Genomic DNA, 26372 nt, shown 5'->3' with positions numbered 1-26372 from the left:
GCACGAAGCTACCGCCTCGAATGGCACGATGTGCGGCGTGAACGTGCCCGCCGTCCTGCGCACCCTGGCCCGGCTGAGTGCCGCCGAGCAGCCGCAGAAGGTCCAGCTCGACCTGTCGAAGACGGCGGGCCTGCTGTGGCTCGGCGAGCACGAGCCGTCGTGGCGGGCGATCACGGCGACGCAGCAGGGCCAGGAGTGGACACCGATCACCTGGACCGCTCCGAAGTACGGCCGTGACCAGGTGCAGCACCTCGCCGCCTACGACGCGTTGCACCAGGAGGACCGGCTGCTGCGGCTGGGCTGGGCGTTCCTGGCGGGACCGGCCGAGATCGGTGGCCAGCGCCGGCGCGTGTGCCTGCCGTTGATCTCACGGCCCGTGCGGCTGCATCACGGCTTGGGCCTGACCTACGCCTTCCACGTCGCCGGTGACGCTGGCGTGTTCCCGTTGATCGACGACTGGGCCAAGACCGCGGAACGGGAGGCCGCGCTCGAGCCGACCAGTGCGTGGATCACCGAGACGTTGCGGCAGGCCGGGTTCGAGAACGTGCCGATCGTGCGCGACGACCCCAACAGGTTGATCTCCGGCAGCGAGCTCGTGGTGGCGATGGGCGCCGGGTTGCACGCGGGTGAGCCAGTCGTGAAAACCGAGCAGGGCGCCGCGCTGTACGAGTGGGCTCGCAAGCCGCGCGTGGCGGAGACCGCGTTCGCGGCGCTCTACGGGGCTGGTGAGGCGCTCGACGACCACGACGAGCCGATCAGTTCGGCGTTGCCGCTGAGCCACAGCCAGATGCGAGCGGTCGAGCACGCCCGCCGCGCGCGGATCACCGTCGTCGGCGGGCCGCCGGGGGCCGGCAAGACGCACACCCTCGCGGCGTTGGCGCTGGACGCCGTGGCGGCGGGACGGTCGGTGCTGCTCGCGAGCCGCACGCGCAACGCCGCCGACGTGCTCGGAGCCGCGCTGCGCCGGGCGGGCGGACCGGTGCCGGTGCTGTTCGGCGACTCGGAGCTGCGCCAGGAGATGGCGCGGGAGCTGTCGGACGGACTGTCCGCGACGAGCAGTCCCGACCAGCTGCAGGAGCTCGACCGGGCGCGGCGCGCGGGTGCCGCGGCGGTGGCGCGGGTCGAGCGTGCCGTCGCCGCTGCTTTGACGGACGAGCAGCTGGCCGCCGAGGCACGGCGGCACCAGGCGTTGATGCCGGCGCATCGGGAGGTGGCGCCCAAGGCGTTCGGTGCGGGCGTGGATTTCGCCGAGCTGCACGGGCTTCTGCGGCCGCGCACGGGGTTCCTGAGTGGACTGCGCACCGGGTGGGCGCTGTCGAAGGCGCGCAAGCGGACCGGTGCCGGTGACGTGTCGGCCGAGGACCTCGGGGCCGCTGTGCAGGCCGCCGAGCAGACTGCGGCGCTCGTGCGGCTCGGTGCCGGTGGCGGCACGACGTTCGGCGAGCTGCGGCCGTTGCTGGCCGAGCAGGACGCCGTGTCGCGTCAGGCCACTGCCGCGTGGCTCAAGGAGTACGCGGTCAGTCGCCGCGGCTCGGGTGCGCGCCGGGCGGTGGCGGCGCTGGCGAAGGCGTTGCGGTCCGGCAGGGCCGCCCGGCGGCGCGGTCTCGCGGAGATCGACAGCGCGGACCTGGTGGCGGCACTGCCGTTGTGGGTCGGGACGTTGTCCGATGTGGAGGACATCCTGCCGCCGGTGGCGGGCATGTTCGACCTGGTGATCATCGACGAGGCGAGTCACGTCGACCAGCCGCTGGCCGGACCGGCGTTGCTGCGGGGACGATCCGCGGTGATCGGTGGCGATCCCCGTCAGCTGCGGCACGTGTCGTTCGTGAGTGACGAGGCTGTGCGGGCGGCGGTCGAGGCGGAGGGCACGCAGGACCTGCGCGACCGCCTGGACGTGCCGAAGGTGAGCCTGTTCGACGCGGCGGCGGCGACCGCGGGCGTGCACTGGCTCGACGAGCACCACCGCTGCGCGCCGCACCTGATCGGGTTCGCCGCGTCGAAGTTCTACGACGGCAAGATCGCGCTGCTCACCACGCACCCGTCGATCGCGGACGTCGACTGCATCGACACCGAGCGCGTCGCCGGTGAGCGCACCGCGAAGGGCGTCAACCGGGTCGAGGTCGACGCCGTGCTCGCCCACGTGCGCAAGCGGGTCGCCGCGGGCGTGCGGTCGATCGGCGTGGTGACCCCGTTCCGCCCGCAGGCCGACGCGCTGGAGGAAGCGCTGCTGGGTGAGCTGACGCTGGACGAGATCACCACGGGTGGTGTCCGCGTCGGCACCGTGCACGGTGTGCAGGGCAGCGAGTTCGACGAGGTCGTGATCAGCCTCGCGGCCGACGAGAAGCCGGGCGCGTGGCGGTTCGTGAACGACCGCAACCTGCTGGCGGTGCTGACCACGCGGGCGCGGCGGCTGGTGCACGTGATCACGTCGGCCGCGTCGCCGCCCGGGCTGATCGGCGAGTACCTGGCGCACGCGGACGTGCCGCCGACGGAGACCGCCGGCGTCGCGCCTTCTGACGAGTGGACCGCGCGTCTGGCGGAGGAGCTCGCTGCCGCGGGGCTGACCGTGCGGACGGGCTATCCGGTGGGGCAGTGGCGGGTCGACCTCGTGGTGGGGGAGAGGAGCGACGCGGTGGCGCTGGAGACACGGCCGCACCCGGAGGGGCCGCAGGCGCACCTCGCCCGATGGCGGGCGCTCACCCACGCGGGGTGGCGGGTGCACGACGCGTTCGGCAGCCGCTTCGACCACGATGCCGCCCGCGCGGCGGTCGAGCTGGCTCACGAGCTCCGTCGCTGATGGCGTCTGCAAGTACCACCAACTCAGCGGCGGCAGTACTTGCAGACGCCGAAAACGCAGGCCCGTCAGCGGTGGGTCGGCTGGAACAGCGGCTCTGAGAGGGCCGCGGTCGCGGGCAGGAACGGGTTCGGGTTGGCCGGGCACACGGTCCCGACCGGCGGCAGCGTTCCGTTGAGCAGGTACGCGTTGGTGTGGTCGGTCGCGCACTTGCTCAGCCCGTACGCCGTGTGTCCCCAACCCGCGTAAGCGAGCAACCGGCTACCCGCGAGCTGCCGGTTCACGGCCTGGGCGCCGCGGAAGTCCGTGACGCCGTCGAAATGGTTGCCCACCACCAGAACCGGGGCGTTGGTGCGGGTGCGCCACGGTCCGGTGTAGCGGTCGTGGTTGACGGGCCAGTTCGCGCACGCCGCGTTGCCCCACCACCACGCCGGGCCGAACTCCGAACCCGCCTCGGCGTAACGGGCCGTCGCCCGGTAGGCCTCGAAGGCGCGCGGGAACTCGATGTCCGCGCACACGTTGCCGTTGTAGGCGTCGAAACCGTTGGGGTAGTCCGGTTCCGCGGCGACGCTCAACGTGGCCGCGTCGGACAGCTGGTCGAACAACGTGGCGGTGTCCGGCCAGTCGCGCGGGTTGTACATCGCGCCGATCGCCGCGCCGATGACCGCGTCGTAGGTGTACAGCTGGTCGCCCAGCTGGATCGGCTTGGCACGCACGGAGGCCAGCAACGCGTTCCAGCGCTTCTCCGAGTTCGGGCCGAAGACGCACGCCGCCTCGTCGCAGTTGCGGAGGAACTCGCGGAACTCCTCCTTCGTCGCGATCCGGTCCGACTCGATCTGCCGCCCGCTCGACCACAGCTCGGGGTTGAGCACTCCGTCGACCACCAGGGCGCGGATGTTGTTCGGGAACAGGTTCGCGTAGGTCGCGCCCAGGTACGAGCCGTACGAGAAGCCCAGGTACGAGATCTTGCGGTCACCGACGGCGCGGCGCAGCAGGTCCATGTCCCGTGCGACGTCGGCGGTGCTCATGTGCCGCGCGATCGCCTGGTCGTCGCGGCACTCCGGGCCGAGCGAGCGGTACCGCTCGAAGTACGGCCGTTCCTGCGCCGCCTGGTACGGGAAACCGGGCATGCCCTCGAAAAACTTGTCGAGCTCCTCGGTGCTGGCGAAGCAGTGCAGGGGATCCGACCGGCCGATGCCGCGCGGGTCGAAGCCCACGATGTCGAACCGGCCCTGCAGGTTGGCCGACAGCGCGTTGCCGGCCCCGAGCGCGAAGTCGACGCCGGACCCGCCCGGTCCGCCGGGGTTGAGGAACAGCGACCCGATCCGGCGAGCCTTGTCCGTCGCGGGTTTGCGCGCCAGCGCGACGGAAGTGGTCGCCCCGCGCGGTTTGTCGTAGTCCAGTGGCACCTTCACCGAGGCGCAGTCGAAGCCGGGGTGTTCCGGTCCGCACGCCTGCCAGTCGATCCGCGGCACTCCGGTGTCCGCCAGCGCGACGGGCGCGCCGGTGACCAGGAGTGCGGCCGCCGCGGCGAGCACGGTGATACGCATCGGCAAGCTCCCCTCTTGTCCGCAGAGGGGCCATTCCTACCTTCCCGCCACCGGCCACGTCGACCGACGAAAGTCTTGATCGCCCAACTGATGTGCGGGATCGAGGAACGGGTTCGGGTTCGCCGGGCACACCGTCCCGGCCGCGGGCAGCGTGCCGTTGAGCAGGTACGCGTGGATGTGGTCGATCGCGCATTGGCTGCGCCGGTACGCGATGTGCCCCCATCCCGCGTACGCCAGCAGCCTGCTGTTCGGGAGCTGCCGGGCGACGGCTTGCGCGCCGCGGAAGTCCGTCGAGCCGTCGAAGTGGTTGCCCACCACCAGAACCGGCGCGGAGGTGACCGCACGCCAGGGCCCGGTGTAGCGGTCGGAGTTGACCGGCCAGTCCGCGCACGCGCTGGTGCTCCACCACCAGTACGGCCCGAACTCCGAACCCGCTGCGGCGTAACGGGACACCGCCCGGTAGGCGCCGAACGTGCGCGGGAACTCGATGTCCGCGCACATGTTTCCGAGGTTGGCGTCGAAGAAGTTGTCGTAGACCGCGGCGGCGGTGGAAACCCCTGCGGACGCGTCGGAAAGCTGGTCGAGCGTCGCGGCGATGTCCGTCCAGGCTTCCGACGCGTACCCGGCGAAGAGCGCCCGCTCGATCACGCGGTCGTAGGTCCACACCTCGCCACCGAGCTGGATGGGCTTGACCCGCACCGACGCCAGCAACGCCTCCCACCGTCGCTTCGAGTCAGGGCCGAACGCGCAGGCGGCCTCGTCGCACAGCCGGAAGAACTCGTCGAGCACCTCGCGCGCGGCGACGCGGTCCGACTCGATCTGGCGTCCGCTCGACCACAGTTCTGGGTTGAGCACGCCGTCGATGGCCAGCGCACGGATGTTGCCGGGGAACATGTTCGCGTACGTGGTGCCGAGGTAGGAGCCGTACGACGTGCCGAAGTAGGTGATCTTGCGGTCGCCCAGTGCGCGGCGCAGCAGGTCCATGTCGCGTGCCACGTCGGCGGTGCTCATGTGCCGCGCGATCGGCTGGTCGCAGCGGGAGGCGAGCGAGCGGTACCTGTCGAAGAACGGCCGCTCCTGCTGCGGCGCGTACGGGAAGATCGGTCCGGCGGCGAGGAACTCGGCGCGCTCCTGCTCGCTCGCGAAGCAGCGCAACGGGTTCGACCGCCCGATGCCGCGCGGGTCGAAGCCGACGATGTCGAACCGGCCCTCGGTGCCGGCGGACATCTTCGCGCCCCAGGCCCAGGTGTACTCGATGCCGGACGCACCGGGGCCACCGGGGTTGAACAGCAACGACCCGATGCGCCGTGCCTTGTCGGTGGCGGGCTTGCGCGTCAACGCGACGGTGGTGGCCGCTCCGCGCGGGTGGTCGTGGTCCAGCGGAACCGTGACGGTCGCGCACTCGAAGCCGGGGTGCTCCGGCCCGCACGCGGTCCACTCGATCGGTGGAACCTCGGCCTGGGCGACGGGTGCGGGTACGACCACGAGCGCCACCACGGCGCCGAGCACGATGAGACGCATGGGCCATTCATAGCGACGGTCAGTCGAGCCGTCGATGCTTTTGGCGAACTCCCAGGCGGTCGGCGATCTGGTCGTGGATGGGGGTGCTCATCACGATCGGGTTCGGTGGTGGTGCCGACGCTGTCGGTCCGGAGGTGTCCTGGTCTGCAGGCATGGGTCGAGGGTAGAGACGGCCGTTGACCCATCAAGCACGCTGATCAAGAAATCACACTGGACGTACCCCAAGAGGTGAATCTGAATCAGCCGATCTATACCCAGGGTGGGGGTCGTGGCGTGCTAGAGGGCCACCTGTGGGTGTGCCCGATGGAGGGAATCCATCATGCGCTGCAACGTGGAATCTCACCCGCCGGACGGCCCGTTTGCGTGATCTCGCGGCAATGCTGAACCATCGGGCTCATCGCCGGACGGACGTGGAGCGTGACGATGGTCAGCGGCAAGCCCGGCATCGCCAAACGGCAGCTCATCCTGCTCTCCGGCAGGGCCCACCCCGAGCTCGCGGAGGCGGTCGCCAAGCACCTCGGCGCCGCGATCACCCCGCAGGCCGCCTACGACTTCGCGAACGGGGAGATCTTCGTCCGCTTCGAGGAGTCGGTGCGCGGCGCCGACGCGTTCGTCATGCAGAGCCACAGCGCGCCCATCAACGACTGGCTGATCGAACAGCTGCTCATGGTCGACGCCCTCAAGCGCGCCTCGGCCAAGCGGATCACCGCGGTCGTCCCCTCGTTCCCGTACGCGCGCCAGGACCGCAAGTACGCCGGACGTGAACCGATTTCGGCGCGGCTCGTCGCGAACATGTTCAAGACCGCCGGCGCGGACCGGATCGTCACCGTCGACCTGCACACCGCGCAGGCGCAGGGCTTCTTCGACGGCCCCGTCGACCACCTGCACGCGATGTGGCTGCTGACCGACCACGTCCGTGCCAGGTACCAGGGCGAGGACCTGGCGATCGTCTCCCCGGACGCCGGCCGCACCAGACTCGCCGAGAAGTGGGCCGACCTGCTCGGCGGGTGCCCCATCGCGTTCATCCACAAGACCCGCGATCCGTTGCGCCCCAACGAGGTCATGGCGAACCGCGTCGTCGGTGACGTCGAGGGACGCACCTGCGTCGTGGTCGACGACATGATCGACACCGCGCTGACGAGCACGGGCGCGGCCCGGCAGCTGCTGGAGCAGGGCGCGAAGGACGTCGTCCTCGTCGCCACGCACGGTGTGCTGTCCGCTGACGCGTACGAGCGGCTCGTCGCCAGCAAGGCGCGCGAGGTGATCCTGACGGACACGCTGCCGATCCCGCACGAGAAGCGGTTCCCGGGTCTGACCGTGCTGAGCATCGCGCCGCTGCTGGCCCGCGCCATCCAGGAAGTGTTCGAGGACGGCTCCGTGACCAGCCTGTTCGACGGGAACGCCTGACCGGGAAGCACTCCTGCCCGGTCCGTGTTGGTATGTGACATGGGCAACGAGCAGCAGCGTGGCCGCGTGCGGGTTGAGCACTCGGCGAAGCGCGTCCGTGCGTTCTTCGGTGGCGATCTGGTCGCGGACACGACCTCGCCGCGCCTGGTCTGGGAGATCCCGTACTACCCGGCCTACTACCTGCCGCTTTCCTCCGTGCGCGCCGAGCTGAAGCCGACGGGGGAGACCAGTCACTCGCCGAGCAGGGGCGAGGGAGTCGTCCACGACGTCGTCACGGCCCGTGGCACGGCCGAGGGCGCGGCGTTGATCTACACCGACTCTCCGATCGAGGAGCTGCGGGACCTCGTCCGGGTCGAGTTCGCGGCGATGGACGAGTGGCTCGAGGAGGACGAGCCGATCTACGTCCACCCGCGCGACCCGTACAAGCGCGTCGACGTGCTGGGCAGCTCGCGGCACGTCCGGATCGCACTGGACGGGGTGACGCTGGCGGCGTCCTCGCAGCCGCGGATCCTGTTCGAGACGGGTCTGCCACCGCGCTACTACCTGCCGCTGAGCGACGTCCGCTTCGACCTGCTGAGGCCGTCGGACACGCAGTCGCAGTGCCCGTACAAGGGAACCGCCACCTACTGGTCGGTCGAGGTCGGCGGGAAGGTGCACGAGGACCTCGTCTGGATCTACCGGACGCCGCTGCCGGAGAGTCAGAAAGTCGCGGGGCTGGCGTGCTTCTACACCGAGAAAGTCGATCTCTTCCTCGACGGTGAGCTCCAGCCGAAGCCGAAAACCCCCTGGTCGTAAGCGACTCATTTCACACTCTGCAAAGTTGCAGTCACTGCAAAACGATCCTGTACTCTTGCCTCGTGAACCAGCTGGGGGAGAGCCTGCGCGACCGCAAGAAGCGCCGCACGCGTGCCGCGCTCGAGCGGGCGACCGTGCGTCTCGCCGCCGAGAGGGGCTACGACCACGTCACCGTTGAGGAGATCGCCGCCGAGGCCGACGTCTCGGTGCGCACGTTCTTCAACTACTTCGTGAGCAAGGACGAGGCGCTGATCGGCGCGGACCCGGAGACGGGGCCGCGCATGGCCGAGCGCATCCTGGCCGCGCCCGACGACGTCACGCCGTTCCAGGCGTACCGGGACTCGGTGCTCGCGGAGATCACCGACGAGCTGAACAACGCCCGCGACCTGTGGCTGCTGCGCAAGGAGGTCCTGATGCAGCGGCCGGACCTGCTGGTCAGGGCGTTCGCCAACAGCGCGGAGTCCGAGCAGCTGCTCGCGAACGCGGTGGGACGGCGGGCGGGGCTGCCCGAGTCCGACCTGTACCCGCGGCTGCTCGTCGCCGCCGGAAGCGCCGCGTTCCGCTGTGCGGTGACGCGCTGGGCGCTCGACGACAGCGTCGCGCTGGGGGACCTGGTCAGGGATGCATTGGACCTCTTCGGCACCGGGCTGGCTCACGTACCGCCGCACCACCACGAAGGGGGATCGTCATGAGCACCGAAACCGAAGTGACACCAGTCCACAGCAGACGCGACGTCGTGCAGGCCATGTCGGGCCTGATGCTCGGCATGTTCGTCGCGATCCTGGCCGGCACCGTCGTGTCGAACGCGTTGCCGCGCATCGTCGCCGAGCTCAAGGGCTCGCAGTCGATCTTCGCCTGGATCGTCACGGTCGAGCTGCTCGCGATGACGGCGACCGTGCCGCTGTGGGGCAAGCTCGCCGACCTCTACAGCCGCAAGTTGCTGATCCAGGCGTCGCTCAGCCTGTTCGTCGTAGGCTCGCTGATCGCCGGCTTCTCGCAGAACATCGAGATGCTGATCGCCAGCCGCATCGTGCAGGGCCTGGGCGCCGGCGGCGTCACCGCGCTCGCGACGATCGTGATGGCCGCGATGATCCCGCCGCGGGAGCTCGGCAGGTACTCCGGCCTGTTCGGCGCCGTGTTCGGCGTCGGCACCGTCGCCGGCCCGCTGATCGGTGGCGTGCTGGTCGACACCTCGTGGCTCGGCTGGCGCTGGTGCTTCTTCATCGGCGTGCCGTTCACCATCGCCGCGATCTGGCTGCTCCAGCGCACCCTGCACCTGCCGGTCGTGCGCAAGGAGGACACGAAGATCGACTACCTGGGCGCGTTCCTGATCGTGTCCGGTGTGTCGACGCTGCTGATCTGGTCGTCGCTCGCCGGTCAGAAGTTCGACTGGTGGTCGGGCTGGACCGCGGGCCTCGTGTCGCTGGGCGTCCTGCTGCTGGTGGCGGCCGTCCGCGTCGAGGCCACCGCGCACGACCCGATCGTGCCGCTGTCGATCTTCCGCAACCGCACGGTGTCCCTGACGACCATCGCCAGCGCCCTGGTGGGTGTCGCGATGTTCGGCGGCACGGTCTTCCTCTCGCAGTACTTCCAGCTGTCGCTCGGCAAGACGCCGACCCAGGCCGGTCTGCTGGGTCTGCCGCTGATCCTCGGCCTGCTCGTCTCGTCGACCGTGGCGGGTCAGCTGATCACGAAGTACGGCAGGTGGAAGGCGTACCTGGTCGCCGGTGGCGTGACCATGGTCGCCGGCCTGCTGCTGCTGTCCACGATCACGGCGCAGACCACGGTGTTCATGGTGTCGGTGCACATGTTCGTGCTCGGCGTCGGCGTTGGCCTGCTGATGCAGAACCTGGTGCTGGCGGCGCAGAACGACGTGCCGGCCAAGGACCTGGGTGCCACGACGTCGACGCTGACGTTCTTCCGCTCGCTGGGCGGTGCGATCGGTGTCTCTGCGCTGGGCGCTGTGCTGGCCAGCAGGGTCTCCTCGCTGGCGGCGGAGAAGTTCGGCCCGATGGGCGGTACCTCCGGCGGTGACCAGGTACCGGACGTCTCGGTGCTGCCGCCCGAGATCAAGGCCGTGGTCGCCGACATCTACGCGACCGCCACGGCGGAGATCTTCCTGGTGGGAGCGCCGTTCGCGGTGCTGGCGCTGCTCGCGGTGCTGTTCATCAAGGAGAAGCCGCTCAAGGAGCAGAGCGGTGACGACCGGCTTGCGGCGGAGATGGCCGCGAGCCACTGATCACCTCGTTGCGCTGACCGGACCCCTGACTTTCGTCGGGGGTCCGGTCTGTCTTTCAGGTCGGGTCTTCTGTTCGCCCGGTCCCTAGGTTTCCGCTCATGAAAAGCATCTGGGGTGCGGTGATCGCGCTGGTGTTCAGCGTGACGCCGACCGATCTGTCTTCTGTGGACGGCTATGTGCGGTCGTTCATGGACTCGGCCTCCTATCCCGGCGTCGCCGTCGCGGTCACCAAGGGGGACCGGGTGATCGCGGCGAGGGGCTACGGACACGACTCGGCCGGTGCGCCGATCACCCCCGACTCGAAGATGGCCATCGCGTCGGTCAGCAAGTCGTTCACGGCGCTGGCGGTCCGCCAGCTCGCCGACGCCGGGAAGATCGACCTGGACCGGCCGGTGTTCGACTCGCGGGTCACGCCGCGCCAGCTGCTCAGCCACACGTCCGGCCTCAGCGACCGCACGTTGCCGGAGAAGAGCCTGCCGCAGCCGAACACGACCGAGGAGGCGGTGGAGCGGGCGCGGGAAGTCCTGCGCTCAGCCGAGCCCGACGGCCGGTTCCGCTACACCAACACCAACTACCACCTGGCCGCGCGGCTGGTCGAGCTGGCTTCCGGGGAGAACTTCAACTCGTATCTGCGCAAGCACGTCTTCGAACCTCTGGGCATGCGGGACACGGTCGCGATCGACGTGGCGCCGCGCGACCTGCCGCCGGACTACCGGCGCGGCCACGGCTACGCCTACGGGTTCTCGGTCGCGGTGACCGAGCCACATCGGTTCCTCACGGGTTCGGACGGTGTGATCAGCACCGCGGCGGACATGGCCAAGTGGCTGGCCGCACAGCCGAAGCTGGCACCGCAGGACGGGATGGGCTGGGAGACCGACTCGCAGGGGGTGTTGCGGCACAACGGGATCTGGTTCACGAGCACGGCCGGGCAGCTGCTGACGCCGTCCGGCTACGGGATCGCGGTGATGGTCAACAGCGGCATCGGGCTCGGCAACGAGGGCACGTACGCGCTGGAGAACGGCATCGCCGACGTCCTCGACGGCAGGACGCCCGCCTCACCCTCGTCGTACCGGCTGGTCGTCGACCTCGTGCTGGCCGGGCTCACGGTGTTGTCGTTGGTGCTGGGGGCGCGGGCGTTGCGGCGGCCGCGCAAGCTGCACAAGGCGTGGCAGGTGTTCAGGCTGGTGCCGTTGGGCGTGCTGGTGGCGTTGCCGGCGTTGCTCGGGCTGCTGTACGGCGGGCGGGACATCTCGTTCTTCCAACTGGTGCACTACGCGCTGCCGCTTGTGGTGTGGTTGGGCGTGTCCGGCGTGATGAACCTCGGGGTAGGAGTCGTGAAATGGCAGCGCTGAGGGTCGTGGCGCTCGCGGCGTGCGTCGCCGCTGCCGTTGCGGTGTCGTACTTCATGCGGGAGAACGTGCCGCCGTGGACGATCGCGGTGTGCGCCGTGGCGTTCGTGGCCGCGTTCCTGCTCGGGCGCCGGATGGAACCCGGCTGGCCCACGTTCCTGTTCCTGGCGGGAGGTCTCCTGGAGCTCACAGCGCTCATCGTCGTGGGGCTGGCGGTGGCGCTGCCGTGGTTCCTCGGCCGGGTGGCGTACCAGCAGGCCGCGCTGGCCGCGACCGGGGTCGAGGCCGCCCACCTGCGGGAACGTACGCGGATCGCGCACGAGGTCCACGACACGCTGGGCCACGAGTTCAGCCTGCTGGCCCTGCAGGCGGGTGCGCTGGAGATGAACCTGCCGCCCGAGCACCAGGCGGATGCCGCTCAGCTCCGGATGACGGCGGCCGCGGCCACGGAACGCCTGGCGGACCTCGTGTTCCTGCTGCGCGACGGCGACCCGCCCGCGGTGGCGGACCTGCAGGACCTCGTGGACCGCGCGATGGCGTCCGGGATGCGGGTCGAGTTCACGGTGGAGGGTCGGATTCCGTCCACTGTGGAACGGACCGTGCATCGGGTGGTGCAGGAAGCGTTGACGAACGCCGCGAAGCACGCGCCGAAGTCCGTGGTGCTGCTGAAGGTGTCGACGGCCGATGCCACGACGGTGGTCGAGGCGGGCAACGACGCCGGGCTGCGGCGTGGCGCGGGCAGCCGGCTGGGGTTGATCGCGCTGCGGGAACGGGTGCGGCTCGCGGGAGGTACGCTCCGGACCAGCCGTGGTGACGGCAGGTTCGAGCTGGTCGCCACGCTTCCGCACTCGGGGGAGCTGTGATTCGCGTTCTGCTGGCCGACGACGAGGCGATGGTGCGCGCGGGTGTGCGCGCCATCCTCGGTTCGGATCAGGCACTGGAGGTGGTCGCGGAGGCGTCGGACGGTCGCGAGGCGATCGACCTGGCGCTCAGGCACCGGCCGGACGTCGTGCTGCTGGACATCCGGATGCCCAGGCTCGACGGGCTCGAAGCCGCACGTGAGCTGGCGCGCCTGGGTTTCGGCGTGGCGATGCTGACGACGTTCAACGACGACGGCTACCTCGAACAGGCCCTGGACGGCGGTGCGCGCGGCTTCCTGCTGAAGTCAGGGGATCCGCGCGAGCTGATCGCGGGCGTGCACGCGCTGGCGTCCGGCGGTGCCTACCTGGCGCCGAAGGTCGCTGCCCGGATGATCACACGGTTCCGCGGGGGACGGGTCGGAGAGGCCCGTTCCCGCGTGGAGTCGCTGACCTCGCGGGAACGGGACGTGCTCGCGTTGCTCGGCGAAGGCCTGTCGAACGCGCAGATCGCGCGGCGGCTGGACCTCGTCGAGGGCACCGTGAAGGGGCACGTGAGCGCCATCCTGACCCGGCTCGGGGCGCAGAACCGGGTGCAGGCGGCGATCGTGGCGCACGAGGCCGGGCTGATCAGTACGGGAAGTGGCCAGGACCTCCGGCGACCGTGACCCAGCGCGTGGCGGAGAACGCCTCGATGCCCCACCGGCCACCGAACCTGCCGTAGCCACTGGCCTTCACGCCGCCGAACGGTGCCTGCGGCTCGTCGTCCACCGTCTGGTTGCCGACGTGGGCGATGCCCGTGCGGATCCGGCGCGCGAGGGCGAGGCCGCGCCGCGAGTCCTCGGTGAGGATGCCCGTGCTGAGGCCGTGTTCGGTGTCGTTCGCGATGGCGACCGCCTCGTCGTCGTCCGCGACCGCCGTCACGACGACGGCCGGCCCGAAGATCTCCTCCTGGAAGATCCGCATGTCCGGGGTCACGCCGTCCAGCACGGTCGCCGCACCGTCACCACCGGTCCGGATCCGCGCGCCGGCGCCGACCGCCTCGGAGACCAGCGCGGCCACGCGTTCGGCGGCGCGCGGGCTGATCACCGGCCCGATCACCGTGCCGGGGTCGGCCGGGTCACCGTGGGGCAGCGAGGCGACCTTGGCGGCGAGCTTCGCCGTGAACTCCTCTGCCACTGCCCGGTGCACGAGAATCCGGTCGGTCGACATGCAGATCTGGCCCGCGTTGTGGAAGGAGCCGAACGTCGCCGCGTCGACCGCATGATCAAGATCGGCGTCATCGAGCACCAGCAACGAGTTCTTGCCGCCGAGCTCCAGCACGGCGGGCTTGAGGTGTTGCGCGGCAAGGGTTCCGATGATCCGCCCGACCTCGGTCGACCCGGTGAAGTTCACCGCCCGCACCCGCGGGTCGCCGATCAGCACCTGCGCGACCTCGGCCGCGTCGTCCGGCGCGTTCGTCACGACGTTGACCACACCCGCCGGCAGCCCGGCCTCCTGCAGCACGTCGGCGATGAACAGCCCCGACGCGATCGGCGCGTCCTCGCTCGGCTTGAGCACCACGGTGTTGCCCGCGGCGATCGGCGCCGCAACCGCCCGCGTGCCGAGGATGATCGGCGCGTTCCACGGCGCGAACGCCGCCACGACCCCGAGCGGCTCCCGCACCGCGAGCGACAGCTGCCCCGGCGTCTCCGTGGTCAGCACCTCGCCCACGGGCTGCGAGACCGCCGCGGCTGCCTCACGCAGGATGTTGGCCGCCAGCATGATGTTGAACCCGGCCCACCCGCCGACGCCGCCAACCTCCCCGGCCATGAGCGCGATCGCCTCGGACGTGCGGGCCTCCATGCAGTCTGCCGCGCGCAACAGGATCCGGCGCCGGGTGGACGGCGAGGTCGCCGACCACTCCGCGAACGCCTCCTGCGCCGCGTCGACAGCACGCGTGACGTCCGCTTTCCCAGCAGCGGCGACAACGGCGTGCACCTCACCCGTGTAAGGGTTGAGGTCATCAGTGGTGCGGCCGTCCAGTGCGGGAACACTTTCGCCGCCGATGAAGAGCTGACGTGTTTCGCTTGCCACGGTTGAAGATTCAACCGGTAGTGACGTGGTTCATCCAAGCCCGGCTTCCGGTGGATGGAAACCGGGTTCCAACGTCCGCCCGATCCCGCTGGCCGCCACCTGCAACGCCGCCACCAGCCGAGCCCGCACGTTGCGCAGGTCGGGCACCACGATCCCGAGCGCCGCCACGACGTGCCCGTCCACCTCGACCGGCACCGCCACGCTGCACGCCCCGAGCGTCATCTCCTCGAACGTCTGCGCGTACCCGTCCCGCCGGATCCGCTGCAACTGCGCCCGCATCCGCCCCGGCTCGGTGACCGTGTAGGCCGTGAGCCGCGTCAGGCGGTGCTGCAGCACCTCCTCCTGCACCTCAGGGGGCGCGTGCGCGAGCAACACCTTCCCCACACCGGTCGAGTGCAACGGCAACCTGCTGCCGGTGGAGCTGACGATCGGCACCGAAGCGTGCCCCGACACCCTGTCGAGGTACAGCACCTCCGTCCCCTCGCGTACGGCCAGATGCACCACGGCCCGCGTCGCGGCGTGCAGGTCGTGCAGAAACGGCTCGGCCACCCGGCTGAGGTCGACCTCGCCCGCCGCGAGCAACCCGAGCCGCCAGATCCGCCGGCCGATGACGTACTCGCCGGACTCCAGCCTGCGCACCGCACCCCACGCGACCAGCTCGGCCAGGAGCCGGTGCGCGGTGCTGATCGGCAGGCCGCTGCGGCGCGCGATGCCGCTCAGGGTCTGGCGGCGGTGGCGGGTGTCGAACGTGCCGAGCAGCGAGAGCAGTTTGGCGGAGACGGTGGCGGCCATTCGCGAATTCTGCCCCGTTCGCCTGGGAACGGCTGCTGACGACGCCGGGGGAGCGCTGACCCGCACTTAGTATCGGCTGGTGGCCGGAACTCAAGAAGGAAAACTCCGTGCGCTGCACCGGGCACTCGCCGCGCATCCCGACGAACCAGTGCTGTTCGCGGACCTGATCCGGGAGGTGTGGGGCGACAACCCACCCACAGGCCCGCTGCCGGCCCTGCGCACGCTGGTGAAGCGGCTCCGCCGGTCCATTCCGGACGAAGTGGTCACCGACGCGTCCGGATACCGCCTGAAGGTACGCACACCGGGCCCGTGCCAGCTGCCCGCCGACCTGCCGGACTTCGTGGGCCGCGAGCACGAACTGGAAAGCCTCGAACGGCAGGAGGGCGTGGTCGCGATCACCGGGCCGCCCGGTGTGGGCAAGACGGCGCTCGCGGTGCGGCTCGCGCACCGGTTGCGGGAGCGGTACTTCGACGGGCAGCTGTACGTCAACCTGCGGGCGTTCGCGTCCGGGCCACCGGTGACGCCGGAGCAGGCGTTGAGCGGGTTTCTGCGGGCGCTCGGGGTGCCGCAGGCGGCGATTCCGGCGAGTCTTGACGCGCAGGTCGGCCTGTACCGGGAGAAGCTCGACGGCAAGCGGGTGCTGGTCGTGCTCGACAACGCCGTCGAGGACGTGATCGAACCGCTCGTGCCGGATCGGCCGGGGTGCCTCGCGATCGTCACGAGCCGGCACGACCTGCCCGGTCAGCTGCGGCTCGACGTGCTGGCGGACGACGCCGCGCACGACCTGCTGGTCAGCATGCGCGTGGGAGGCACGGCCGAGGAACGCACCGAGCTCGTGCGGTTGTGCGCGCACCTGCCGCTCGCGTTGCGCATCGCGGGGGCGAACGTGGCGCACGGGCACATCGAGGACTACCTGGACGAGCTGCGCGGCGATCGGCTGGACGTGCTGGAGATCGACGGCGACGCCGCCGTGCGGGCCACGTTCGAGCTGTCCTACCGGGCGCTCAGCGACGAGGCGAAGCGCGTGTTCCGGCGGCTCGGGCTGACGCCTGGCGCGGACATCGGGCTCGACGCGGCCACGGCGCTCGCGGGGCGCGATCCCGAGGTGCAGCTCGACGAGCTGGTGCGGGCCGGGCTCGTCGACCACGTTGGCGTTCGCTATCAGCTGCACGACCTCATCAGGCTGTTCGCCGGCGACGCCGCGGACGACGACGACCAGGCCGGGCTGCTCGACATGTACGCGTGGTACTTGAGGACCGCCTTCAATGCCGTCAGCAAGATCGTGCCCGAGACGAGCCTGCTGACCGAACCCGACCTGGACGGGCCGAGCCTCACCTTCGCCGACCGGGACGACGCGGGGGCGTGGCTGGAGGAGGAGCACTCCAACCTGGTCGCGGCGGTCGTTGCCGCGCCGTCGCCGTACGCGCAGCAGCTCGCCGACGCCCTGCGGATCTACCTGCACATCGGCCGGTTCGAGATTGACAAGGCGGTAGTGTTCCGCGCCGGACTGCGGACCGCGCGGGCGGCGGGCGATCTGGCCGGGCAGTCCGCGGCGCTGTTCGGCCTGGGCATGTCCTGCTGGACCCGCAGCGAGTACCGCGACGCACTCGCCAGCTTCGCCGAGGCCCTGGAGTACGCCCAGACGCCGTACGCGGTGGCGTCGATCAGGAACGCGGCCGGGATCGTGTACTCCGAGATGGGTGAGACCCGGCGGGCCGACGAGTGTTTCGCCGAAGCGCTGCGGATCCGGCGGGAGCTCGGCGACGAACGCGGGATCGGCGCCGCGTTGATGAACCTCGGGATCTCCCACGGCACGCGTGGCGAACTGCGCCAGGCGGCCGAGTACATCCAGGAGTGCAAGGAGCTGAGCGAGCACCTCGGGTTGTACAACCAGCTCGCGATCGCGCTGGACAACCTCTCCGTGGCCTACTTCGAGCTGGGTGACCTGGACGCGGCACTGACGTCGAGCATCGAGTCGGTACAGCTGCACACCTCCCAGGACCAGCAACGCGCCCTCGCCAACGCCCTGGCCAGCCTCGCCCGCATCCACGCCGAACGCGGCGAGATCGCGGACGGGCTCAGTGCGGCGGAGCGGTGCCTCGTCGTCGCGCGGGAGGCCGAGCACCCGAAGGCGCGGATCGACTGCCTCGTCGCGCTGGCCGTGCTGGAACCGGAGAAGGCCGAGCAGCACGCGGGTGAGGCCGTCGAGCTCGGCCGCAAGGTCGGCTACGGGCCCGGCGTGATCACCGCGTCCATCCTGCTCGCCCGCGCGACCCGGTCGCTGGAGCTGATCGACGAGGTGATCGGCACCATCCAGGAGACCGACAGCTTCATGGACCACTCCCGCGCGTTGCTGGTCCGCGCGGAGATCACCGGATCCGCCGGCACGGCACGGGAGGCGCTGGAGGCGGCCGAGCGGCGCGGCCAGGCGAAAGTCGCTTCGGACGCGCGATCGTTGCTGGTAACACTGGGCGCGTGACGTACCTGGGTGAGGGCTGGGACAGCAGGGCCGAGCTGGTCGACGGCTGGGTGGAACGGCGGCCACGCCGTCCGGAGGCCGTGCCGCAGCTGCTGCGCGAGTCGGTGGTGATGCCGTGGCTCGCGCCGCAGCTGCCGTTGCCGGTCCCCGTACCGGTGGTGATCTCGGAGGAGCCGCTGGCCGTGCGGCACGAGCTGGTGCCAGGTGACGAACTGACGACGTTCAACGCCGCGCAGGGCCGGCAGCTGGGCGAGTTCCTGCGGGCACTGCACGCGGTTCCGATCGCCCAGGCGGAGCAACGAGGTGTCGGCCGGATGACGCTGCCGGTCCAGCGGTTCCGCGACGAGGTCCGGGTGCCGGGCGGCGAGGCGTTGCTGGCCAGGATCGACGGGCTGCCCGCGGACACGCTCGTGCACGGCGACCTCGGCCCGGAGCACGTGCTGGGCAGCGACGGCGTGCTGACCGGCGTGATCGACTTCGGTGACCTGCACGTCGGCGACGCGGCGATCGACCTGGCCTGGGCGCTGAACTCCACACCGCCCGAGTTCGCGGACGCGCTCGCCGAGACCTACGGCGTCACCGGCGAACTGCGGGAGCGGGTCCTGATCTGGCACCAGCTGGGACCGTGGCACGAAGTGTTGTACGGCAACGACATCGGCGACCCCCAGGTCGCGGCCGAGGGTCTGCAAGGCGTGCGTGACCGGCTGAGGATCGGGGTATCCCCCGGCTGAGACTACTGTCAGGAGGAGCAGATGCCCTGGGTTCGTCGGCACCGCCGCAGCGCCCCGTACAGCTGGTTCCGCACCACCACGGTCCGCAGCCACTACCGCAGGCCACCCGGTGGGGTCCTCGTCCCGGTCCTCGTCGTGATCGCGGTGATCCTGCTGCTCATCGCCCTGTTCTGAGGGTAGGGTCGGGGTCATGGGGCAGTTGGGTGAGTTGTTCCCGGGACGCAAGCTCCGCAGTGAGGCGGGGGACTCCGGTACCGGCGAGGACTACGAGGAGACCGGTCCGCTCGACCTCACGGCGGGTGCCGTGCGGCTGAGGCCGCGGCCGAAGCCCGCTGCCCCAGAACCCGAGAGCACCGAGTGATCAACGGTATTACGCTGTGTCGGTGCTCGCCGGCCTGCTGTTCCTGATCCCCGCGTCGTTCTTCGTCTACGGGGTCATGCGTGACCGCCGCAGGCTGAGCAACGCGATCTGGCTCGGCATCACGCTGGTGATGCTGCTGCTCCTGCTCGCCGAGGCCGGGCAGGACAACCCGGTGATCAGCCTGCCGCTGCTGCTCGCGTTCATGCTGGCGGTGCTGGGCCTTCTGCTGCTGCCGCTGGCGTTGCTCGCGAACGGCCTGGTCATGGTCCGCCGCGAGGGCCGATCGCTGGGCAACCTGCTGTCGCTGCTGGCCGGGCTCGCCCTGATCGGTGAGATGATCTACTTCGCCTGGGGCATCAGCCAGCCCAACGACTGGATCCGCGGCAGCGCGATCGGCCTGTTCCTGGTGTCCGCCTACATCGCGTTCCTGTTCGTGAGCCTGCTGCTGTACTCCGTGATCTACGGCCGCACCGGCCGCCGAAGCGGTTTCGACGGCATCGTGGTGCTCGGCGCGGGCCTGATCGGCTCGAAGGTGCCGCCGCTGCTGGCATCGCGGCTCGACCGCGCGCTGCGGCTGTACCGGCGCGACCACGCGGCCGGCCGGTCACCGGTGATCGTCGTGTCGGGCGGCCAGGGCGCCGACGAGGACGTTTCCGAGGCGTTCGCGATGCGCCGGTACCTGCTCGAGCGCGGCGTGCCCGACGACGACGTGGTGCTGGAGGACCAGGCGACCACGACGGAGGAGAACCTCCGCTACAGCAAGCAGTTGCTGGCCGAGCGCGGCCTGAACGGCCGGGTCGTCGCGGTCACCAACAACTACCACGTCTTCCGCACCGCCGTGCTGTCGCGCAACCAGGGACTGCGGTTGCAGGTCATCGGCGCGCCGACGGCCTGGTACTTCGTGCCCAGCGCGTTCCTGCGGGAGTTCGTGGCGCTGCTGGTCCGCAACCCGGTCGTGCACGGGCTGGCGTGCGCGGTGCTGATGGCGGGCGGGCTCGCGCTGACCCAGATCAGCTGATTCGGCTCGGGGGAGAGGCATGCACGAGGAATGCGTCTTCTGCGCGATCGTCGCCGGGGAGGCCGAGGCGAGCGTGGTCTGCGAGGACGACCGGGTGGTCGCGTTCATGGACCTGGGCGCTGTTACGCCCGGACACGTCCTAGTGGTGCCACGGGTGCACGCCGTAGGTCTGGAAGACCTCGACGAGGACACGAGTGCACACGTCTGGAGAGTCGGTCATCGCATCGGTCGCGCTCTTCGGCGTTCCGGCCTGCACTGCGAGGGCGTCAACGTGTTCCTGGCCGACGGCGAGGCTGCCTTCCAGGAGATCTTCCACTTCCACCTGCGCGTCTTCCCGCGCTTCCGGGGCGACAGCTTCCGCATCGACGCCGACTGGTCCACCCGCGCCCGTCATCTGCTCGACGAGGAGGCGCTGCGCGTTCGGCGGGGCTTGGCCGAGATCGGCTGAGGCTCAGGTCGTCTCGCCCGGCTTGCGCTCCCACGCGGACTGCCCCCACTTCGCGACGAACGCCTGCTTGTCCACCTTGGACTGATCGCGCAGCAACCGGTTCCCGGCCGTGGAAGCGTTGGGGTGCAGGTGTTCCACGGTGACGCCACCGACGAGGACCGTGCCGCCCATCGCCTGCGCCCGCCACTCCAGGTCGTCGTCGCCGTACCACCAGCGGAACCGCTCGTCCGCGCGCAGCCCGGCCTGGCCGCTCAGCACGAACGCGTAGCCGGTGAGCCGGTTGTGCCGGGGAACGATCGGGCCCTGCACCGTGTTGTGCCAGTCCTCGCCGCGCCCGATCTGGTCCGGGTAGGCGATCACGGCGCCGGTGCGGTCCATCGCCTCGGCCATCGCGTCCATGAAGCCGGGCGGCAGCACGAGGTCGTCGTTCAGCAGCGCCACCACGTACTTCTCCCCGGCGGCCTGCTCGTGCGCCCAGTCCAGGCCGATGTTCCACAGCCTGCTGAGGTTCGGCGGCTGCTCCTCGTCGCGAATGACAGAGGCCGGTACGGAGGAGACCGGCGGCGTGCCGGCGTTGTCGATCACGAGCACGCGTTCCTGCGGCAGGGCGAGGGTCGCGATGGTCTGCCGCAGCTCGGCCGGGCGGTCGTGGGTGGGGATGACCGCGAACGTGAGCGTCATGATCGTCATCATGGCACGGTGGGCCGGGTCGCCCCGGCCCACCGGCCGGTCAGACGCGGGTGAAGCGCATGACCCAATTCGTCTCCCAGGTCTCGCCGCCGTCGTAGGAGAACTGCTGCTGCCACACGGGCTCGTCGCCCGCCGTCCAATCGAACCTCAGCTTCACCTCGTGCCCGCCGACCACGTCGTCACCGAAGAACACGCCGTGCCCGTCGGTGAACCGGCCCTCCAGGGGCGGGTCGAGGTGGCCGGGCGCGCGGCTCGAGGCCCACCAGATGCGCCACACCTGCTGTTCGGGGTCGTACTGCCGCAGGGTCATGCCCTCCCAGTCCGCGGCGCGGAGGTTGTCGACGTTCGCCCCGCCGCCCAGCACCGGCCTGCACTCGCTCGTCGCGTCGAACTCGACCCACTCGGTGCCGCGTCCGGGGATGTCGGCGATCTTGCGGTTGGCCACGTGCCAGTGCCCGTGGAAGAAGTCGAAATCGTGCTCACTCATGGGAGGAAGCTAAAACTGCTTCACTGACATCCAATGTCAGTGATCGGCGAACTACTCGTCGATCTTCGTGGCGGACAGCTTGATCCGCGTGTTGCAGTCGACGACCGTGCCGGCCGCCACGCTCTGCGCGGTGGTCTTCCAGTTGCGGTCGTTGATGAGCAGGCGCCCCTGGCCGGACGCGTCCTCCTCGCTGAGGAAGAACAGGCCGGCCGCCTGCATGGTGTCCTGCGCGGTCTGGTGGATCATGCCGACGACGTCCGGCACCGTGCAGGTCTTCGCGGCGGTGGCGGTCGTGGTGGGCGTCTTCTGCTCGGAAGGCTGGGTGGTCGCTGTCGGCGGCGGTGTGGGAGAGCAGGCGGAGGCCAGCAACAGCAGGGCGGCGGCGGAAGCGATGCGCATACCTGGCTGTCGCGACGCGCCCGAGCCGGCGTTACCCAACAGCGATGTCGGTGATCGAGTATTGACGCAAAGGTCTGGACCATTTTACCGTTCCGGGCAGTGGCCGCCGCCCTAGCCAGGAGGTCCTTCCCTTGCGCCTGCTCACCAGATTGGTCCCGGTGCTGGCTCTCTTAGCCGGCACCGTGATAGCCGTGACCCACGCTCCCTCCGCAGCCGCAGCCCACGAGGACTGCCGGCCGGACGGGCTGTACAAGACGCCGGGCGTCGAGGTGCCTTACTGCACCGTCTACGACACCGCCGGCCGCGAGACCATGGGCTCTGACAAGTCCCGTCGCGTGATCGGGTACTTCACCAGCTGGCGGACCGGCAAGAACGGTCAGCCCGGCTACCTGGCGAAGGACATCCCCTGGACCAAGGTCACGCACCTCAACTACGCGTTCGCGCACATCGACGCGCAGAACAAGATCTCGGTCGGTGCCCAGAACGCGAACAACTCCTCCATCGGCATGGAATGGCCGGGTGTGCCGGGTGCCGAGATGGACCCGTCGCTGTCCTACAAGGGGCACTTCAACCAGCTGACGAAGTTCAAGAAGCAGCACCCGAACGTCAAGACGCTGATCTCCGTCGGCGGCTGGGCTGAGACCGGTGGCTTCTTCAACCCCGACGGCACGCGCAACGCGTCGGGCGGCTTCTACAAGCTCGGCCAGTCGCAGGCGGCGATCGACACGTTCGCAGACAGCGTGGTCGCGTTCCTGCGCCAGTACGGCTTCAACGGCGCGGACATCGACTACGAGTACGCGACGTCGAACAACCACGCGGGCAACCCGGACGACTTCTGGATCTCCAACGCCAACCGCGGCACGCTGTGGGCCGGCTACCAGGCGATCATGAAGACGCTGCGGGAGAAGCTCGACCGCGCCGGTGCGGCCGACGGCAGGCACTACCTGCTGACCGCCGCCGTGCCCGCGTCCGGCTGGCTGCTGCGCGGCCAGGAGTCGTACCAGGTCGTCAAGTACCTCGACTACCTCAACGTCATGAGCTACGACCTGCACGGCTCGTGGAACCACTTCGTCGGCCCGAACGCCGCCCTGTACGACGACGGCAAGGACGGTGAGCTCGCGGCCGGTGGCGTGTACACGGCACCGCAGTACGAGGGCATGGGTTACCTCAACACCGACTGGGCCTACCACTACTTCCGCGGCGCCATGCAGGCCGGGCGCATCAACATCGGCGTGCCGTTCTACTCGCGCGGCTGGCAGGGCGTCACCGGTGGCACGAACGGGTTGTGGGGCAGGGCGGCGCTGCCCGACCAGTCGAAGTGCCCGCCCGGCACCGGCTCGTCGGTCGGCTCGACCACGCCGTGCGGCAACGGCGCGACCGGCATCGACAACATCTGGCACGACGTCACCGCCGGTGGTGCAGAGGTTCCGTCCGGCGTGAACCCGTTGTGGCACACCAAGAACCTCGAGGCGAAGGTCACCGGTTCGTACTCGTCGCAGTACGGCCTCGACCCGGTCAACGACCCGACGGACCGCCTGACCGGCACCTACACGCCGTACTACGACACCACGCTGAAGTCGCCGTGGCTGTGGAACAACGACAAGAAGGTGTTCCTCTCCACCGAGACCGAGCAGTCGATCGCGGAGAAGGCGAAGTACGTGCGGGACAAGGGTCTCGGCGGCATCATGATCTGGGAGCTCGCCGGCGACTACAGGTACGACTCCGTGAAGAAGGAGTACTTCATCGGCGACACGCTGCTGTCGACCATCAACACCGGCCTGAACGGCGCGGCGCCTTACGGTGCCGCGAAGGCCACGACGCAGCAGACGCAGTCGCTCGCGGTCGACGTGGACGTCCACGGCTTCGCGCTGGGCGACAACAACTACCCGATCACGCCGAAGATCAAGTTCACCAACCGGTCGAACGTCACGATCCCCGGTGGCACGAAGATCGCGTTCGACTACGGCACCAGCGCGCCGGGCAGCATGGCCGACCAGTCCGGCTTCGGGCTCAGGGTCGTGACGAAGGGCCACAGCGGGTCGAACGTCGGTGGCCTGAAGGGCGACTTCCAGAGGGCGGAGCTGACGCTGCCGTCGTGGCAGTCACTGGCTCCTGGCGCCTCGATCGAGATGACGGTCAGCTACCAGCTGCCGATCTCGACGCCGTCGAACTTCGTGTTCACGTTCGGCGGCCAGTCGTACGCGATCTCGGCTGATCACCCGCGCATCGGCGGTGGTACGACGCCGACGACCACGTCCACGACCACCACGACGACGACCACCTCGAACCCTCCGGCCTGCGCGCTGCCCGCGTGGGACCGCGAGCAGGTCTACACCGGTGGCAACGAGGTGTCGCACAAGGGCCGCAAGTGGCGGGCCCAGTGGTGGACGAAGGGCGAGGAGCCCGGCACCACCGGTGAGTGGGGCGTCTGGCGCGACCAGGGCGCCTGCTGAGTGAGGTCGTGGGTGGTTTCCGTCGTGCTGACGACGGAAACCACCCACGACGATTCTTCGACGCGGGAAATCAGGGCTGGAACGGAATGCTGGAGGGCTTGGCCCTGGACAGCTCTGTCGTCCACCTGCTGTCCTGCAACGGGAAGTTGGCGTCGCCCCACGAGGACCCGTTCAGCTTGTCCCGCAGGGTCGGGTCGAGGTTCTCCCAGCTGAGCAGGGCGGGCATGTCCCAGCCGCCGTCACCCCAGGCCTCCGGCCGTTCGTCGGCTCCCGCGAAACGCATGATGTGCGTGCTGCCACCGTCCTTGTGATAAACGACCCTCGGGCGGACGCCGGTCTTCGCCGGGACGTTGCCCCACGACCTGGTCTCGTACTGGCCGTGCCGGGACACGGACACGAAGCCGGGGGTCGACTGCCCTTGCGGCACCCACACCACGACGCCTTCCCAGTCGTGGCGGTGCGACGTGGGAGTGCAGCCGGCGCAGCTCATGTCCTTTTCGAAGTACAGGGCGTAGGAGATGGCGCACCAGCCGTTGTTGCACTTGGCCCGTGAATAGGTGTTGGCGTTGCCGAGGTGGCCGCTACGGCACTGGCCGGTGACGGGCCCGCTGTCGTCGAGGCCGCCGTTGAGCCTCCCGCTGCTGTCGATGGCCGCGACGGGCAGACAGCTGTCGCTGTCGTAGTCGAAGAACGGCTGGAAAGTCTGCTGGAACGAGGTGGCGTTCGCGGGAAGCGGGGTCAGCACGGCGGCTGAGGCGCTGTTCGTCATCCCCATTGCCAGAACGACGGCGGTACCTCCGACGAAAAGGGATTTGGTGAGACGGGCAGTGATGTCTGCAGGGAACATGCCCGGAGGTTAGCGGGCGAAAAGGTTTCGAACATCCCCTCACAAACGTCGAATCCCCTATCGAGACGGATTCGACCTGAATTCCTCTGGCCTTCTTCGAGATTTCGCTGGACGGTCCGCGCGGCGAGTGTGTATCGGTCCGGCAGTCCCGGGGCTTAGGCTGTTCGTCGTGAAAGACGCCGCGCCCGCCAAGGACCCGCGCCTGCAGGAGCTCGTCCTGCTCCGCAAGGTCCGCGACCGCATCGACCGCGAGTACCGCCAGCCGCTCGACGTCGCGGCACTGGCTCGCGGCGTGCACCTGTCCGCGGGTCACCTGTCGAGGGCGTTCCGCGCGGCGTTCGGCGAGTCGCCCTACAGCTACCTCATGACCCGCCGAATCGAGCGGGCCATGACCCTGCTGCGGCGCGGCGACATGACCGTCACCGAGGTCTGCTTCGAGGTCGGCTGCACCTCGCTCGGCACGTTCAGCACCCGCTTCTCCGAGCTCGTCGGCATGTCGCCCAGCCAGTACAAGAAGGTCGCGGCGGAGGACGGCCACGGCATCCCGAACTGTCTCGCCAAGGCAGTGATGCGTCCGATCAGGAATCGAGAAGCGGCGGCCGGTTCGTCCGATTAAGTTGACCACCATGTCAGTCATCATCGCCGCCGCGTTCCTGCCGGCAGACGACCCCGAGAAGTCCCTCGGCTTCTTCCGCGACGGGCTTGGCTTCGAGGTCCGCCAGGACGTCGGTCAGGGCACCATGCGCTGGATCACCGTCGGCCCGCCCGGCCAGCCGGAGACCGGGATCGTGCTGCACCCGCCCGCCGCCGACCCCGGCGTGAGCGACGAGGAACGGCGCACGATCGCCGTGCTGATGGCCAAGGGCGTCTACACGGCCGTCTCGCTCGCTTCCAAGGACCTCCAGGGCACCTTCGACCGCGCGAAGGCGTGGGTGGAGAAGGAAGGCTCGGCCGAGGTGCTGCAGGAGCCGGAGGACCAGCCGTGGGGAGTGCGGGACTGCGCGTTCCGCGACCCGGCCGGCAACCTGGTGCGCATCAACCAGCTGTGAGGCGACGCTCGGCCGAGTGATCCAGTGCCG

At 69.8% G+C, this 26372-nt stretch carries 26 protein-coding genes; 17 read left to right on the top strand and 9 right to left on the bottom strand.

Annotated features, from left to right (window positions below; translation table 11 throughout):
- The first annotated feature begins 37 nt into the window (after positions 1-37).
- Positions 38-2797 (top strand): DEAD/DEAH box helicase, encoded by a 2760-nt coding sequence (locus tag ABFX45_RS35370; RefSeq protein WP_346134828.1) that lies wholly within the window; start codon positions 38-40, stop codon positions 2795-2797.
- 65 nt (positions 2798-2862) lie between these two features.
- On the opposite strand, the gene ABFX45_RS35365 is transcribed toward ABFX45_RS35370, so the two are convergent.
- Genes ABFX45_RS35365 through ABFX45_RS35355 form a run of 3 tightly spaced genes read right to left on the bottom strand, consistent with a single transcriptional unit; the run spans position 2863 to position 6019 of the window.
- Positions 2863-4344, bottom strand: coding sequence for an alpha/beta hydrolase (locus ABFX45_RS35365; protein ID WP_346134826.1), 1482 nt, complete (start codon positions 4342-4344; stop codon positions 2863-2865).
- A 36-nt stretch (positions 4345-4380) separates the two neighbouring features.
- Positions 4381-5865 (bottom strand): alpha/beta hydrolase, encoded by a 1485-nt coding sequence (locus tag ABFX45_RS35360; protein WP_346134824.1) that lies wholly within the window; start codon positions 5863-5865, stop codon positions 4381-4383.
- A 19-nt stretch (positions 5866-5884) separates the two neighbouring features.
- Positions 5885-6019 carry a hypothetical protein gene (locus ABFX45_RS35355; protein WP_267899832.1) on the bottom strand — a complete coding sequence of 45 codons (135 nt, stop codon included), beginning with the start codon at positions 6017-6019 and terminating at the stop codon, positions 5885-5887.
- A 269-nt stretch (positions 6020-6288) separates the two neighbouring features.
- Here ABFX45_RS35355 and ABFX45_RS35350 point away from each other — a divergent pair, with 269 nt between their 5' ends.
- From ABFX45_RS35350 to ABFX45_RS35320, 7 genes are all read left to right on the top strand, one after another.
- Positions 6289-7272 carry a ribose-phosphate diphosphokinase gene (locus ABFX45_RS35350; RefSeq protein WP_109641604.1) on the top strand — a complete coding sequence of 328 codons (984 nt, stop codon included), beginning with the start codon at positions 6289-6291 and terminating at the stop codon, positions 7270-7272.
- A gap of 39 nt (positions 7273-7311) precedes the next feature.
- Complete coding sequence (locus tag ABFX45_RS35345) at positions 7312-8067, top strand: DUF427 domain-containing protein (RefSeq protein ID WP_346134822.1); 756 nt, start codon at positions 7312-7314, stop codon at positions 8065-8067.
- Between the two features lie 62 nt (positions 8068-8129).
- On the top strand, positions 8130-8759 hold the full coding sequence (locus ABFX45_RS35340) for a TetR/AcrR family transcriptional regulator (RefSeq protein ID WP_346134820.1): 630 nt from the start codon (positions 8130-8132) through the stop codon (positions 8757-8759).
- The gene (locus ABFX45_RS35335; protein WP_346134818.1) at positions 8756-10306 is read left to right on the top strand and encodes an MDR family MFS transporter; all 1551 of its coding nucleotides are present in this window, start codon (positions 8756-8758) and stop codon (positions 10304-10306) included. The genes ABFX45_RS35340 and ABFX45_RS35335 overlap by 4 nt, the downstream gene beginning before the upstream one ends.
- A 98-nt stretch (positions 10307-10404) precedes the next feature.
- Entirely contained in the window at positions 10405-11658 is a 1254-nt protein-coding gene (locus ABFX45_RS35330; RefSeq protein ID WP_346134816.1) for a serine hydrolase domain-containing protein, read from the top strand.
- On the top strand, positions 11646-12518 hold the full coding sequence (locus ABFX45_RS35325; RefSeq protein WP_346134814.1) for a sensor histidine kinase: 873 nt from the start codon (positions 11646-11648) through the stop codon (positions 12516-12518). The genes ABFX45_RS35330 and ABFX45_RS35325 overlap by 13 nt, the downstream gene beginning before the upstream one ends.
- On the top strand, positions 12515-13180 hold the full coding sequence (locus ABFX45_RS35320; RefSeq protein WP_112225709.1) for a response regulator: 666 nt from the start codon (positions 12515-12517) through the stop codon (positions 13178-13180). The genes ABFX45_RS35325 and ABFX45_RS35320 overlap by 4 nt, the downstream gene beginning before the upstream one ends.
- Here the strand turns inward: ABFX45_RS35320 and ABFX45_RS35315 are convergent.
- Complete coding sequence (locus ABFX45_RS35315; RefSeq protein WP_346134812.1) at positions 13143-14588, bottom strand: aldehyde dehydrogenase family protein; 1446 nt, start codon at positions 14586-14588, stop codon at positions 13143-13145. The genes ABFX45_RS35320 and ABFX45_RS35315 overlap by 38 nt on opposite strands.
- A 30-nt stretch (positions 14589-14618) precedes the next feature.
- Positions 14619-15380, bottom strand: a complete 762-nt coding sequence (locus ABFX45_RS35310; RefSeq protein ID WP_109641596.1) for an IclR family transcriptional regulator — start codon at positions 15378-15380, stop codon at positions 14619-14621.
- Positions 15381-15459: 79 nt separating this feature from the next.
- On the opposite strand from ABFX45_RS35310, the gene ABFX45_RS35305 reads away from it, so the two are divergent.
- Genes ABFX45_RS35305 through ABFX45_RS35280 form a run of 6 tightly spaced genes read left to right on the top strand, consistent with a single transcriptional unit; the run spans position 15460 to position 20417 of the window.
- Positions 15460-17859, top strand: coding sequence for an ATP-binding protein (locus ABFX45_RS35305; RefSeq protein WP_346134809.1), 2400 nt, complete (start codon positions 15460-15462; stop codon positions 17857-17859).
- The gene (locus tag ABFX45_RS35300) at positions 17856-18590 is read left to right on the top strand and encodes a phosphotransferase (protein ID WP_346134807.1); all 735 of its coding nucleotides are present in this window, start codon (positions 17856-17858) and stop codon (positions 18588-18590) included. Before ABFX45_RS35305 ends, ABFX45_RS35300 begins: the two co-directional genes overlap by 4 nt.
- A 21-nt stretch (positions 18591-18611) precedes the next feature.
- Positions 18612-18764 carry a hypothetical protein gene (locus tag ABFX45_RS35295; protein ID WP_170155324.1) on the top strand — a complete coding sequence of 51 codons (153 nt, stop codon included), beginning with the start codon at positions 18612-18614 and terminating at the stop codon, positions 18762-18764.
- A gap of 16 nt (positions 18765-18780) precedes the next feature.
- Positions 18781-18951, top strand: coding sequence for a hypothetical protein (locus ABFX45_RS35290; RefSeq protein WP_170155323.1), 171 nt, complete (start codon positions 18781-18783; stop codon positions 18949-18951).
- A gap of 22 nt (positions 18952-18973) precedes the next feature.
- Positions 18974-19969 (top strand): YdcF family protein, encoded by a 996-nt coding sequence (locus ABFX45_RS35285; RefSeq protein ID WP_233441909.1) that lies wholly within the window; start codon positions 18974-18976, stop codon positions 19967-19969.
- A 19-nt stretch (positions 19970-19988) separates the two neighbouring features.
- Positions 19989-20417, top strand: a complete 429-nt coding sequence (locus ABFX45_RS35280) for an HIT family protein (RefSeq protein WP_346134804.1) — start codon at positions 19989-19991, stop codon at positions 20415-20417.
- Between the two features lie 3 nt (positions 20418-20420).
- Here the strand turns inward: ABFX45_RS35280 and ABFX45_RS35275 are convergent, their stop codons facing one another.
- Genes ABFX45_RS35275 through ABFX45_RS35265 form a run of 3 tightly spaced genes read right to left on the bottom strand, consistent with a single transcriptional unit; the run spans position 20421 to position 21993 of the window.
- Positions 20421-21098: a glycosyltransferase family 2 protein gene (locus ABFX45_RS35275; RefSeq protein ID WP_170155322.1), complete on the bottom strand. Its 678-nt coding sequence runs from the start codon at positions 21096-21098 to the stop codon at positions 20421-20423.
- A 49-nt stretch (positions 21099-21147) separates the two neighbouring features.
- On the bottom strand, positions 21148-21594 hold the full coding sequence (locus ABFX45_RS35270; protein ID WP_109641591.1) for a hypothetical protein: 447 nt from the start codon (positions 21592-21594) through the stop codon (positions 21148-21150).
- A 51-nt stretch (positions 21595-21645) separates the two neighbouring features.
- Entirely contained in the window at positions 21646-21993 is a 348-nt protein-coding gene (locus tag ABFX45_RS35265) for a PASTA domain-containing protein (RefSeq protein WP_233441908.1), read from the bottom strand.
- Positions 21994-22175: 182 nt separating this feature from the next.
- Here ABFX45_RS35265 and ABFX45_RS35260 point away from each other — a divergent pair, with 182 nt between their 5' ends.
- Entirely contained in the window at positions 22176-24446 is a 2271-nt protein-coding gene (locus ABFX45_RS35260) for a glycosyl hydrolase family 18 protein (RefSeq protein WP_428834275.1), read from the top strand.
- A gap of 70 nt (positions 24447-24516) precedes the next feature.
- Here the strand turns inward: ABFX45_RS35260 and ABFX45_RS35255 are convergent, their stop codons facing one another.
- Positions 24517-25293, bottom strand: coding sequence for an NPP1 family protein (locus ABFX45_RS35255; protein ID WP_346134798.1), 777 nt, complete (start codon positions 25291-25293; stop codon positions 24517-24519).
- A gap of 169 nt (positions 25294-25462) precedes the next feature.
- Here ABFX45_RS35255 and ABFX45_RS35250 point away from each other — a divergent pair, with 169 nt between their 5' ends.
- Complete coding sequence (locus ABFX45_RS35250; RefSeq protein WP_211337733.1) at positions 25463-25909, top strand: helix-turn-helix transcriptional regulator; 447 nt, start codon at positions 25463-25465, stop codon at positions 25907-25909.
- Between the two features lie 10 nt (positions 25910-25919).
- Complete coding sequence (locus ABFX45_RS35245) at positions 25920-26342, top strand: VOC family protein (RefSeq protein ID WP_109641641.1); 423 nt, start codon at positions 25920-25922, stop codon at positions 26340-26342.
- Positions 26343-26372: the final 30 nt, after the last annotated feature.

Origin of the sequence: Lentzea roselyniae (genome assembly GCF_039537795.1) — a bacterium.
In the GTDB taxonomy this organism is placed as follows: Bacteria; Actinomycetota; Actinomycetes; order Mycobacteriales; family Pseudonocardiaceae; genus Lentzea; species Lentzea atacamensis.
Note: the sequence above shows the minus strand (reverse complement) of the source record. Positions and strands in the feature narration are given on the sequence as shown.

What these genes read in the sequence shown, in the direction of transcription:
- ABFX45_RS35365 (WP_346134826.1), bottom strand. Translation starts at nt 4,344, where the DNA reads ATGCGTATCACCGTGCTCGCCGCGGCGGCCGCACTCCTGGTCACCGGC.
- ABFX45_RS35360 (WP_346134824.1), bottom strand. Translation starts at nt 5,865, where the DNA reads ATGCGTCTCATCGTGCTCGGCGCCGTGGTGGCGCTCGTGGTCGTACCC.
- ABFX45_RS35355 (WP_267899832.1), bottom strand. Translation starts at nt 6,019, where the DNA reads ATGCCTGCAGACCAGGACACCTCCGGACCGACAGCGTCGGCACCACCA.
- ABFX45_RS35350 (WP_109641604.1), top strand. Translation starts at nt 6,289, where the DNA reads ATGGTCAGCGGCAAGCCCGGCATCGCCAAACGGCAGCTCATCCTGCTC.
- ABFX45_RS35345 (WP_346134822.1), top strand. Translation starts at nt 7,312, where the DNA reads ATGGGCAACGAGCAGCAGCGTGGCCGCGTGCGGGTTGAGCACTCGGCG.
- ABFX45_RS35335 (WP_346134818.1), top strand. Translation starts at nt 8,756, where the DNA reads ATGAGCACCGAAACCGAAGTGACACCAGTCCACAGCAGACGCGACGTC.
- ABFX45_RS35330 (WP_346134816.1), top strand. Translation starts at nt 10,405, where the DNA reads ATGAAAAGCATCTGGGGTGCGGTGATCGCGCTGGTGTTCAGCGTGACG.
- ABFX45_RS35325 (WP_346134814.1), top strand. Translation starts at nt 11,646, where the DNA reads ATGGCAGCGCTGAGGGTCGTGGCGCTCGCGGCGTGCGTCGCCGCTGCC.
- ABFX45_RS35310 (WP_109641596.1), bottom strand. Translation starts at nt 15,380, where the DNA reads ATGGCCGCCACCGTCTCCGCCAAACTGCTCTCGCTGCTCGGCACGTTC.
- ABFX45_RS35295 (WP_170155324.1), top strand. Translation starts at nt 18,612, where the DNA reads ATGCCCTGGGTTCGTCGGCACCGCCGCAGCGCCCCGTACAGCTGGTTC.
- ABFX45_RS35290 (WP_170155323.1), top strand. Translation starts at nt 18,781, where the DNA reads ATGGGGCAGTTGGGTGAGTTGTTCCCGGGACGCAAGCTCCGCAGTGAG.
- ABFX45_RS35280 (WP_346134804.1), top strand. Translation starts at nt 19,989, where the DNA reads ATGCACGAGGAATGCGTCTTCTGCGCGATCGTCGCCGGGGAGGCCGAG.
- ABFX45_RS35275 (WP_170155322.1), bottom strand. Translation starts at nt 21,098, where the DNA reads ATGACGCTCACGTTCGCGGTCATCCCCACCCACGACCGCCCGGCCGAG.
- ABFX45_RS35270 (WP_109641591.1), bottom strand. Translation starts at nt 21,594, where the DNA reads ATGAGTGAGCACGATTTCGACTTCTTCCACGGGCACTGGCACGTGGCC.
- ABFX45_RS35265 (WP_233441908.1), bottom strand. Translation starts at nt 21,993, where the DNA reads ATGCGCATCGCTTCCGCCGCCGCCCTGCTGTTGCTGGCCTCCGCCTGC.
- ABFX45_RS35255 (WP_346134798.1), bottom strand. Translation starts at nt 25,293, where the DNA reads ATGTTCCCTGCAGACATCACTGCCCGTCTCACCAAATCCCTTTTCGTC.
- ABFX45_RS35245 (WP_109641641.1), top strand. Translation starts at nt 25,920, where the DNA reads ATGTCAGTCATCATCGCCGCCGCGTTCCTGCCGGCAGACGACCCCGAG.